Genomic DNA, 12,486 nt, shown 5'->3' with positions numbered 1-12,486 from the left:
CTTTCAATATAATAAGCTAATAAGCTCCTGTAAATTTTTTAGAAAGAATTTAGATAAAGATAGCATGCTTTCTTCATTACAAAAGTGTCTAACTATCGTTTTTTTGTTACTCACTTTAATATATGGCGTAAAAAACGCTTATGCTGAGTTATCTTCTGATGAACAATACCAACATTTAAAAAACAAAAGAAAGAATATTAAAGAGAGCATACAATTTATTGAAGAAAGTATATCTCATTTGGATATTTGGGAAAAAATATTTCTAAAGCAGAATACTATGAGCGTTTACAGGAACGGAATAAGTTATATAAAAAACTGAAAACTCTGAAGGATGAATATTATAATCTTGGTTCGAAATTACAGGATCTAGCTGAAAAAAACAAAAAATTATCTCTAGAATACATATAGCGAGAGAGTATGAAGTAGGGGAGTATGAAGAAAAGTTGATTAAAGCAAAAGATTATTTAAAAAAAACTCAAACGTTTAATGAATGGGGAATGAATGAGAAAAGTGGAGGTGATGATGAGATAATGAAAAATTATCTCATATTTATTATTGCTTGCAATACGTTAGCGGATATATTGCAAAGTGATATAGGTGCTATTTTGCGCAAAGATTTTGATTGGAACGATAAAGATTTTAGTTGGGCTAAAGGCGCAAATAATTCAATAAGTCCTAGTTTAATCAGGGATATTAAAGAATTATTAACAGATGGCTCTTATAGTTATGAAAAACAAATATTTGACGATATAAAAAATAGTCTTACAGAAGATAATTGGTTTGTAAAAAGTGCACCTAAGCTTTGTAATACCATTAAAGAAGTACATAATATAATGCTTCCAAACAAGAAAAAGAATATTATAGATCGTATACGTTTTCATGTTGAAGAATTATTCAATTAAAAATTTACTCATATAAATACAGAGAAATTAAGATTATATACTAAATAATAGTTAAAATATATTTTAATTTTTTGTTTTTAATTATTATTTATAATAAAGTAATTTTATGCACATAAGATATTATCTATTGTTCTTATCATATAAGATTTAATATATATATTAAATAATAAAATCATATATCTTTTTTATGTTTTCTTTTTATGCATAATTTTTTGTGCTTGTAGTTTTTTATTTTTATCTGTTTAATTATTTTAATGACGATACATCTCATATCATAAATCTTGTTTCATTAATATGATAAGAGAGATATTTTATAGCTCTAAGTTGTGTTATATAGAGAAACAAAATGATATTTTAATTCATTTTTTTCTTAAAACTTAAATCATTAACGATTTATATCTTTGATATTGTGAAAGATGAAAAGAATTTATCATTTTAGTAGATTCTTTTATTTAAGAAATAACTTAAAAGAAATTGATAAAAGCTATATTTTTTATTCACGTTATAAAACTGAGAGATGATATTTGTACAGAAGTGCAATAATAGATGTTTAATATATGAGCATAAATTTATTATGGCTTTAGGCACGTGAGATGATTCATAGGGAGGGTTTCCTTTGTTCAGTAGTTTATCTATAAAACTAACTCCGCTTGTGATGTACAAGTGGATAAATTTTATTGATTCAACATAAGAGAGGTTTGCGCTATTAGGATCTTTCATACAATATAGAAATAGAAAAAAGATAAATTATTATTATAAATTAATATGTTATTATATTTTAAGAAAGTTTTTTATAAATAAAATATTTTCAGCAGTTATAGATTTTCTCTCTAAGAAAATGTGTTGTTTAATTAAGAAAAAAGCACTTCTTTAGTAGCGTATTTTTAAACTAAACTGTTTAGTTAAACGCTATGGAATATAAAATTTTTATTACAAAAGCGTATCACTATTATTTTGTAAACAAGGGCAGAAAATTGTTCATTAGCAAAAAGCTCTCTTACAATTATGCAGAAATTTTAGACAATCAGTGGTTTTAATTCATTAAATGTTTCAATAATATCGTAGATGATTTTGTTTTTGTGTATCACACAAGGAAAACAGTAAAATTTATCTGATATTTTAGAGCTTCATGCATTGCAACACCTGTTGCAAAGGTTCTATAAGCTTAACATGAAGAGTAATAAATGTAAAAATTTTAATTAGTAAGTTTTTTAGAGTAGTATCAGAGTTTATTTTAATTAATATTGCAATATTGATTCGTTTGTGTAATCTTAGTTTAAATGCACAGAGGTGTTTTATGGATAGATTGCATCAAATACCAATGTGTTGAAGAGGGGAAATGATATGAGTGTATAAAAATTAGAATGGCTCGTCGTATTTTTTCTCTAAATTTGACTTTTTTTTTTATATTGAAGTAAAAATAGTAAAATTAATTGTTATTTCATTATAATTTAATAAATTAAGTTGGAATTATATTTAATATTTTTTTGAAGTTACTTAAGAGCGCGTTGAAAGGATTAACTTAATCATGTCGCATAAAAATGTTTATTCTGCTGTTTCAGTATTAGTTGGAGCCGCTGCCCTTTTTCTTATAGCTGGTATTTCTGCAAATGCGCAAACTTTATCACAAGGTTGGTACAAAGTTTGCAGTAAGCAGCATGATGTTGATATTTGTAATACAATGAATACTGTATTATCGAATACGGGACAACCTTTAACGGCTTTTAATCTTGTTGAAATAAAAGGGAAGCAAAATGAGAAACGTATAGGTATTCAAGTACCTACAGGTCGTTTTTTGCCAGAAGGTGTTCACATTAAAATTGGTGACGAGTTCTCTAAAAAAATTCCTTATATTATTTGTAATGGACCAAGTTGTATTGCTAATGATGTCTTAGATGATAAGCTTATAGCAGCTATGAAAAGTGGAACAAAAATGGTTGTAACCACAGTTAATTTTCGTGGTTCAGCTAATCCTATTGAATTTTCTCTTAATGGGTTTACAGCAGCCTATACCGGTCCTGGTATGGAGGAAAAAGATTTCCAACAAGAACAAATAAAGCTGCAGCAAGCTATTCAATCAAAGCAAAAAGAAATTGAAGAGCGTATGCGGGCTGAGCAAGAAAAAGCGAAACAAAAGTAATAAAACCACACCATAAAAGTTGGTCAAAACGTTTTCTATAATTGTTTATTTGAACCGCCACAGTTTTCTGTGGCGGTTTTTTTAATCCTTAATTTTTCGAAAGAATTCTGCGTTTCCACCAACCAATACGTTCAGTTTTGGAAGAATCATTAGGCGTTGATGAAATAACAACGGGTTGATTAATTGTTTCTTCAATTTGGGAAGGAGAGGTTTCGATAACTTTCTCCATCTCGATTACAGTTTTTTGCTCTAATATTTTTTGTATTTGCGTTGTCTCTTTAGAAGATGATTTTTTACGTGTTCCACGTGTTGATTTTTTACTCTTTTCAAGAGCTTTATCTTCTACCTCATGAATAGCTTTGTCTGCTTTTTTTGTTTTAGTTTTACGCACCGGACTGGTTGTAGGTTTTTCTTCAAGAGATTTTTGTTCTGCAATATTTTGATCATTCTCTAAAGAAAGTTGATTTTCTACTACTTTTGAAGAACGTGTTTTACGTTTTTTAGGTTTAATACTTGTATCATTTTTTTCAGATTTACTCTGTTGTTGTATATCTAGAGCTTGTGTATTATTTTTTGTTTCTTCAAGTTCAAAAGATTTAGCAGGTGAAACACGACGTTTGCGATGCGCTGCTTTAATTTCTGCTAAAGCTTGCTTAGCAAAATCTCCCACTGGTTCTGCATAAGGAACGCGAATCTGATGAAAACTATTATCTTGATTGCGTCGACCACCACGACGTCCTCGACGACGTCCTCGACGATAAGAATCATCATTCAAGGTATCTTCTTTTTTATGAACGTTGGAGAGAGAATGATCAGTAATTTCACCGTGACGATTTTTGCGCCGACGCTTTTGATTTGTTTCAATGGGAGAAAGATTTTCAATAGATTCACTCTTTATGAAAACAGAATCTTCAATTTCTTGCTTATTGTCATCTTCCAATGAAGATTGAGAAATTCTCTCTGCTATTGAGCCTTTAGAAATAACAAGATGTTGTGTTCCAATACTATCATCTGCTTCAATACTAATATTAAGTTTAAAGCGAGCTTCTAAATTAACAAGAATATTGCGTTTATGATTTAATACATAAAGCGCTGTTGCTACGGGGGTGCGCACGATAATATTATGTTGCGAATTATGAAGAAGATATTCTTCAATTGAGCGCATGACATGTAACGCAATTGATGATTCAGAACGTATATTTCCTGTTCCTGCGCAATGTGGGCAGGGCTGTGTCGTACTTTCTAAAACCGATATGCGAATACGTTGACGACTCATTTCTAAAAGGCCGAAGTGTGAAATATGACCTACTTGAATACGAGCACGATCGTTTTTTAAACAATCTTTTAATTTTTTTTCGACCAGCTTCACATTGCGTTCTTCAAGCATATCAATAAAATCAATCACAATTAAACCAGCAAGGTCACGCAAGCGTAATTGACGCGCTACTTCTTCAGCAGCTTCAAGGTTAGTTTGTAAGGCTGTCTTTTCGACAGAGAATTCTTTCGTAGAGCGGCCAGAATTTACGTCAATAGCAACAAGTGCTTCTGTTTGATTAATAACAAGATAACCACCAGATTTTAAAGAAACCTGTGGTTGCAACATTTTATCAAGTTGAATTTCAATATTATTTCTTGCAAAAATGGGCGTAGGATCACGGTAAGGTTGCACAACTTTTGCATGACTTGGCATGAGCATACGCATAAAGTCTTTCGCTTCACGATAGCCTTGGTCTCCAGAGACAAGAATTTCACTAATGTTCTTATTATAAAGATCTCGTATAGAACGCTTGATGAGATTGCTTTCTTCATGGACAAGGCATGGCGCCGTTGACTCGAGTGTCAAAGTGCGAATAGTATCCCATAACCGCATAAGATATTCATAATCACGTTTAATTTCAGCTTTTGTTCTATTGGCACCAGCGGTTCGTAAGATAACGCCCATACCTTTTGGAACGGCTAATTCTTTTACGATTTCTTTAAGACGCTTACGGTCTTGTACGTTCGTAATTTTTCGTGAAATACCACCACCACGTGCTGTGTTGGGCATTAGAACAGAGTAACGACCAGCTAGAGATAGATATGTTGTAAGGGCAGCACCTTTATTACCACGCTCTTCTTTGATAACTTGTACCAACAAAATTTGACGTCGTTTAATGACTTCTTGAATTTTATACTGGCGCCCTTGTTTTCTTTGATAAATCGGGAGCTCTTCACGGATGTCCTCAGCACCGACCATTTCAATCTCATCATAAGAGATATTGGCATTTAATGCTTCTTCTGTATTATCAATTATTATCGCTTCAGATGTGATATCATTTTCAATATAGGCTGCTATAACATTGTTTTTTTCACTTTTTTTTTGTTCTTCTGGAGCGTTTTTTATTTTTAGTTGCTTCTTCCGTAAAGGTATCTACAGAATTTTCTCCTACAGCTTCTTTTTCTTCTTCTTCAAGAAGAGCAAGGCGATCAGCAATAGGAATTTGATAATAATCAGGATGAATTTCAGAAAATGTTAAAAAACCATGTCGGTTTCCACCATATTCAACAAAAGCCGCTTGGAGAGACGGTTCTACACGCGTAATACGTGCGAGATAAATATTCCCCTTGAGCTGTTTTCTATGTTCTGATTCAAAATCAAGTTCTTCAATTTTGTTGCCGTGAACAACAACAACACGTGTTTCCTCCGGATGGGAGGCATCTATAAGCATTTTGTTTGACATAAGTTAATATCCTGAAGGCGACATGCACAATTTTATTCAAACGAATGCCATAACTATTCGTAAACATAAAAGGCTGTCTGCCATAAAAGGGAGGTACCAGAAAAACAGGACGAAACACCACGTGCAAAGGCATGACTGCATTTACACCATTTCTCATCATTATTTCCATCTGTTTTTTATGACTCATATTTTCTTAAAAGTCTCCGGTAAAATAATCTTTAAAACAGTTCGGATATCCGAACCAACGAATCTTAAGTAATGCAATCCTAATGTTACAACATAGAAATTTTTCATCCATAAAAAAGTCTCAACGCATAATAGACAAAAAACTTCTAAAGACAACTTAATATGAGTTACAGATAATTTAGATGACTATTATCAGCTAGGAAGCATAAATATTCTTTTATGTTGATATCATGCGTTTGGCAAGTAACAATGTAAATCATGTATAATTATAATATCTTTATGACCTTAATTTCGTTTTGAGGTGTTTATTTAGCTTTTATTGAAAAATAGATAATAAATTGGTGTATCGTTTTATGTAACCAAGATAAATTATTACAAAGGTAATGTAGAGTATTTTGCTTATGATAAGAGTTTTTTTTACCAAAAAGCTGAAAACAGCTTATGGGGATGTTATTGTGCTCGTCACATACTTTTTATTATCTTTTTTGCTACTCCAAACTAGTGTTCAAGCCGCAGATCCTCTGAGACTTATTAATTTTCGAACCATTGGTGATAGTATTCATACGCGTATTATTGCGGTTTTTAATTCAAAACCAAATGTTCGTTTACAGATTTTTGACAGGCCCGCACGTTTGGTTATCAATTTACCTACAATTGACTTTTCGATGCAAAATACGCCTTTAAAGAAACGGAATACATTATCCGTTATGCTTTCAGATGTGCGTTATGCTTTCTCTGACATACAGACTTCACGCATTATTTTGACAAGTAAAACGGCTTTTGTGGTTGAAAAAAATGTCGTAAAAAAATTAAATAATGGTTTATGGCAGTTGCTGATTGATATTCGTAAAAGTACACAAGAAAAATTTGATGAGATATTAAAAAAACAGCAAAGAAGCAATTTTGATACAAAAACACAGTTAATGCCAGCATATAATTTCCGTGTTGTTCTTGATCCTGGTCATGGTGGTATTGATGGCGGTGCACGGGGTGTTACTGGAATTTTAGAAAAAGATGTGACTTTAGACTTTGCGCGTGCATTGCGAGACGAATTACAAAAGGATTCTCATATTACCGTTGCTTTAACACGAGATTCCAATATTTTTTTAAGACTAAGTGAAAGAGTTAAAAAAGCGCAAGAGTTTGATGCTGATCTTTTTATATCTATTCACGCAGATACGATTGATCTACATTCTCTTCGCGGTGCCACAGTGTATACCATATCAGATAAAGCCTCTGATGCCATTGCAAAATCTTTAGCTGAAAATGAAAATAACGTTGATTTGCTTGATGGTTTGCCTGCAGATGAAACGCTCGAAGTTACAGATATTTTGATGGATCTTACACGACGTGAAACACATACATTTTCGGTTAATTTTGCAAATAGTGTTATTTCAAGTTTATCAAAGAATCATATTAACTTGATTAATAACCCACATCGGTATGCTAATTTTCAAGTTTTAAGAGCTTCAGATATACCCTCAGTCTTGATAGAGATAGGTTATTTATCCAATAAAGAGGATGAAAAGTTATTAAATGATCCTCATTGGAGAAAACAAATGGCAGCCTCTATTGCTCATTCTATTCGTCAATTTGCTGATTATAGGCAGAAAATGATACAGCCTCTTTAAATTTATGAGAAAATAGAGTATCAATATGGGCTTCTAGTGTACCCTAGTATAAATAAAAGATAGAAAACAATTTCTCTTGATCTCAATCTTGTGGTGATATCCACTTGGTGTGTTTGAAGTAATGTATTTTTTCTTTAATTAATTCTTAAGAAAGCGATAGCCGTTTTTATGATGATTTTTTTAAGATATCTTCTTCGTTTTTTTATTGCTATTGGACTTTATGGTGCAATAACGTGGGGTGTTATGACCAGTGGTCAAGCAAATGCACTCCCTGATTATGAAGTTCTTTCACTTTATGAGCCGCCGGTAATGACCCGTGTCCATGCTTCTGATGGCCGTCTTATGGCAGAGTTTGCAACAAAACATCGCCTCTATTTACCGATTCAATCAATACCAAAGCTTGTTATAAATGCTTTCATTTCGGCTGAAGACAAAAACTTTTATCATCATTTTGGTTTAGATCCTGAAGGACTTTCTCGAGCTTTGATCAATAATATTCGTAATATTGGTTCTGGAAGACGTCCAGAGGGTGCATCAACTATAACGCAACAAGTCGCTAAAAACTTCCTTTTAAGTTCAGAAACAACGTTAGAACGTAAATTTAAGGAAGCTATTTTAGCAATGCGTATTGAAAAAACTTATTCAAAAGATCATATTCTCGAACTTTATCTCAATGAAATTTATCTGGGTCGTGGCACTTATGGCATAGCTGCTGCTTCATTGACCTATTTCAATAAATCCGTCAATGACCTGACGCTAGAACAATGTGCTTATTTGGCTGCTCTTCCAAAAGGACCAGCAAATTATGATCCATTTAAGAATACACAACGTGCTATTGATCGGCGTAATTGGGTTATAGACCGGATGATTGCAAATGGATATGTAACGCGTGAACAAGGTGAAAAAGCGAAAGCTAAACCTTTAGGAGCGACAATACGTGGGAGTGATAGCTATGTTTTTGCGGCTGATTATTTTACTGAAGAAGTACGGCGTCGTTTAATACATCGCTATGGGGCTAAAACACTTTATGAAGGTGGGCTTTCCATTCGTACAACGCTTGATCCGCATTTACAACTTATTGCGCGACGTGCTTTGCACGATGGATTAATTAGATTTGATCATGCGCAAGGATGGCGTGGAGCTTATGCGCATATTGATGAGAAAGGTGATTGGGGGACAGAACTTGCAGATATCACAGGGCTAAGTGATGTTCCTGAATGGCGTTTAGCTGTTGTTCTTTCTACTAATCTCAATAAAGTAGAGATTGGTTTACAGCCACAGCGCGAAGCTTCAGGTATATTATCAAAAAAACGGGAAATTGCTGTTTTATCTGAAGCTGATTCAAAATGGGCACTCCATGTTGTAAAAGAAAATGGTTATCGAAAAACTGTTCAGAGCTTATCTCATGTTCTGCAAGTTGGGGATGTCATTTTTGTTGAAAAACTATCTAATACAAACAACACTTATCGTTTACAACAAATTCCAAAGGTTGAAGGTGCAATTGTTGCTATGGAACCTCATACAGGGCGCGTTCTTGCTATGGTGGGAGGATTTTCTTTTGCAGCATCTGAATTCAATCGTGCAACCCAAGCTTATCGCCAACCGGGGTCTGCTTTTAAGCCTTTTGTTTATGCAGCAGCTCTTGATAACGGATATACACCAGCATCCGTTGTTTTAGATGGCCCCATTGAAGTTCGTCAATATAATGGTGAAGTTTGGCAACCCAAAAATTATGGGGGTACCTTTGCAGGACCTTCAACGTTGCGTTATGGTATTGAGCGTTCTCGTAATCTTATGACAATACGGCTTGCCAATGATATGGGAATGCCTCTTGTCGCTGAATATGCAGAACGCTTTGGGATCGTAGATAAATTGCAGCCTTATCTTCCCATGGCTTTAGGGGCTGGCGAAACAACAGTATTACGAATGGTTACAGCTTATTCCGTTATTGCCAATGGCGGACGCTCTATTAAACCTTCTCTGATAGACAGAATTCAAGATCGTTATGGGAAGACAATTTATCGTCATGATGATCGTATTTGCGAAAATTGTAATACGAATTCATGGAATAATCAAAGTGAACCCACATTGATTGATGAGCGAGATCAAGTTCTTGACCCTATGACGGCTTATCAAATTACATCGATGATGGAAGGGGTTGTTCAGCGTGGTACTGCGGCACGTTTACGTTATCTTAATCGACATATTGCCGCTAAAACAGGAACAACCAATGACTCTAAGGATGTCTGGTTTATGGGATTTACTCCTGACATTGTCGTTGGTATTTTTGTCGGTTATGATCAACCAGCTCCGTTAGGATATAATGGAACAGGAAGTTCATTAGCTGCACCTATTTTTGGTGATTTTATGGCAGATGCTCTTAAAGGGAAGCCAGATGTTCCCTTTAAGATGCCAAAAGGTATGATTTTAATGCCAATTAATCGGAAAACAGGAATGCTTGCCGAAAGAGGAGATCAAGATGTCATTATAGAAGCATTTAAACCAGGGACTGGGCCTGCTGATATATATCAAGTTATTGGGAGTACAAATTCTTTTCAAGAAGGTGTTCCTGCAGTAACGACTTCTCCACAAGTCAACAAAGCACTTGAAAGTGGGACAGGTGGGCTGTATTAATCGACAAAATCTCCTTTTGCCATGAGTCATGGTTTTTATCTCTTTTTTACAATGTCGGTTCTATAAATAGAGTGATAGAACTGTACCATTTTCTGATAGCAGCTATTAAATTTGTATAAAATGCTAAGAGACACAACCAAAAAGAGTTTTTAAAAATACGGTGTTAAATTATGCGAGCAGAAATAGAAACATTAGTTGATGAAATCCAGAAAGCAATACAATTGCTAAGGGGGCATCTTTGACTGGGATCAATCACTAAAGCGTCTTGAATATCTTAATCAAAAAGCGGAAGATCCATCATTATGGGATGATGCACAACGAGCACAGGATATGATGCGTGAGCGTCAACGTCTTGATGATTCAATCAATGGTCTTTTATCATTTACAAAAACACTTGAAGAATGCATTGAGCTTATTGCGATGGGCGAAGAAGAAAGTGATGTGGAAATTATCGCTGATGCAGAAAGATCAATACGTAATCTTAAAAATGAGATAGATAAAAGGCAAATTGACGTACTTCTTTCAGGAGAGGCAGATCCGAATGATACCTATTTAGAAGTTCATGCTGGAGCAGGGGGAACAGAAAGCCAAGATTGGGCTTCTATGCTCTTACGTATGTATATGCGATGGGCTGAACAGCATGAAATGAAGGTTGAAATTTTAGAAATTCATGATGGAGAAGAAGCAGGAATAAAGTCAGCGACTATTCTTGTAAAAGGGCATAATGCTTATGGAATGTTAAAAACAGAATCAGGCGTTCATCGCTTAGTACGGATTTCTCCATTTGATTCGAATGCAAAGCGCCATACTTCTTTTGCGAGCATTTGGGTCTATCCAGTTATTGATGACAATATTGAAGTTGATGTTTCAGAGGCAGATGTGCGTATTGATACATATCGTGCATCTGGAGCAGGAGGACAACATGTTAACACAACAGATTCTGCTGTTCGCATCACACATATAAAAACGGGTATTGTTGTTCAATGTCAAACAGAGCGTTCTCAACATAAAAATCGCGCTACGGCTTGGTCGATGTTGCGTGCACGGCTTTATGAAGAAGAGCTTAAAAAAAGAGAAGAAGAAACCAATGCTGCTGAATCTTCTAAAACAGAAATCGGATGGGGACATCAAATTAGATCTTATGTTCTTCAACCCTATCAGCTTGTCAAAGATTTGCGTACAGGAATTGAAAATACGGATCCACAATCCGTACTTAATGGTAATTTAGATGCATTTATAGAGGCAGCACTCGCACGGCGCATTTATGGACAAGACAAAAAAACTGAGGATATTCGTTAATTACATATCCTTCCTTCAAGCCATGTAGATTTTTTCTTAAGCTGTTCGTTTTATGGATGCTGTGATGTTATATAGCCTTTGATACTTTAAAGGTTTAAAGGGGGATTTTCTTGTTCCTTTCTTCAACTTTTTCTCACACGCTAATTCTGCTTATGATATTGCAAGTGATAGGAAGAATCTGAAATCAGAAAATTTTGCGATATTCGGGGGACTAATATAAATGTAAAACAATTCATTATCCTTATAAATCAATATATTGTAAAAATTGAATCCGTTGAAAAACTAAAATCAATTAGGGAGAATAACTTTTGCTTTTGAAGGTAAATCAAACACTCAATTTACAAGTTACCATTATGATATAAAAGTGTTGCAGTAGCTAAAACATTTTCAGCATGCCCAGATACGCTTACTTTGCGCCATTCTTCTACTATTATTCCATTTGCATCAATTAAAAAAGTGCTCCGTTCAACTCCCATATATTTGCGTCCATACATGCTTTTCTCAACCCAAACACCATAAGCTTCGAGGGTCGTTTTTTCTTCATCAGAAACCAAGATGACATCAAGTTCATGTTTTATTTTAAATTTATCATGTTTTTTTACATTATCTGGAGAGATTCCAATAACAGCAACACCGATTTCATCAAATTTCATCTTTAATTTTGTGAAATCAAGTGCTTCACTTGTGCAACCACTGGTGTCATCTTTTGGATAAAAATATAAAACAACAGGCTTTCCTTTAAAGTCAGAAAGACACACTGTCTCTCCTCCATCGCGCGGCAAAGTAAAATCAGGAGCAAGAGCACCTTTCATTGGTCTTGTCATTGTTTTCATCTTTCTTTTTTGTGTAACAGGTATAAAATATCAGAGTACACAGAAGAAAAGAACTATTCAACTCTCTAGAATTTTATCGTTTTGAAGAGACTTTTATTTCCCTAACAAAATTCGCCCTATTACAACGATTGAATTGAAAGA

General features: G+C 34.2%; 6 protein-coding genes and 1 pseudogene. 5 read left to right on the top strand and 2 right to left on the bottom strand.

Annotation, left to right across the window (positions count from 1 at the left end):
• The first annotated feature begins 443 nt into the window (after positions 1-443).
• The gene (locus ACFIMM_RS07110) at positions 444-902 is read left to right on the top strand and encodes a hypothetical protein (protein ID WP_375682776.1); all 459 of its coding nucleotides are present in this window, start codon (positions 444-446) and stop codon (positions 900-902) included.
• A gap of 1,528 nt (positions 903-2,430) precedes the next feature.
• The gene (locus ACFIMM_RS07105; RefSeq protein ID WP_273791265.1) at positions 2,431-3,042 is read left to right on the top strand and encodes an invasion associated locus B family protein; all 612 of its coding nucleotides are present in this window, start codon (positions 2,431-2,433) and stop codon (positions 3,040-3,042) included.
• Between the two features lie 88 nt (positions 3,043-3,130).
• Here the strand turns inward: ACFIMM_RS07105 and ACFIMM_RS07100 are convergent.
• Positions 3,131-5,762 (bottom strand): annotated as a pseudogene (locus ACFIMM_RS07100) (ribonuclease E/G).
• A gap of 587 nt (positions 5,763-6,349) precedes the next feature.
• Here ACFIMM_RS07100 and ACFIMM_RS07095 point away from each other — a divergent pair.
• From ACFIMM_RS07095 to prfB, 3 genes are all read left to right on the top strand, one after another.
• Entirely contained in the window at positions 6,350-7,579 is a 1,230-nt protein-coding gene (locus ACFIMM_RS07095) for an N-acetylmuramoyl-L-alanine amidase (protein WP_375682774.1), read from the top strand.
• A 168-nt stretch (positions 7,580-7,747) separates the two neighbouring features.
• Positions 7,748-10,213, top strand: coding sequence for a penicillin-binding protein 1A (locus ACFIMM_RS07090; protein WP_375628088.1), 2,466 nt, complete (start codon positions 7,748-7,750; stop codon positions 10,211-10,213).
• Positions 10,214-10,383: 170 nt separating this feature from the next.
• Positions 10,384-11,512 (top strand): peptide chain release factor 2 gene (gene prfB, locus ACFIMM_RS07085; protein WP_375611893.1). Its coding sequence is split into 2 segments (ribosomal slippage): positions 10,384-10,452 and positions 10,454-11,512, totalling 1,128 coding nucleotides; the frame shifts between segments, so codons are not numbered across the junction.
• Positions 11,513-11,850: 338 nt separating this feature from the next.
• Here the strand turns inward: prfB and ACFIMM_RS07080 are convergent.
• A complete protein-coding gene (locus ACFIMM_RS07080) occupies positions 11,851-12,336 on the bottom strand; it encodes a peroxiredoxin (protein WP_375611894.1) in 486 nt (161 codons plus the stop codon).
• Positions 12,337-12,486: the final 150 nt, after the last annotated feature.

Origin of the sequence: Bartonella sp. AP258QHHD, from assembly GCF_042196145.1 — a bacterium.
Taxonomy (GTDB): Bacteria; Pseudomonadota; Alphaproteobacteria; order Rhizobiales; family Rhizobiaceae; genus Bartonella.
Note: the sequence above shows the minus strand (reverse complement) of the source record. Positions and strands in the feature narration are given on the sequence as shown.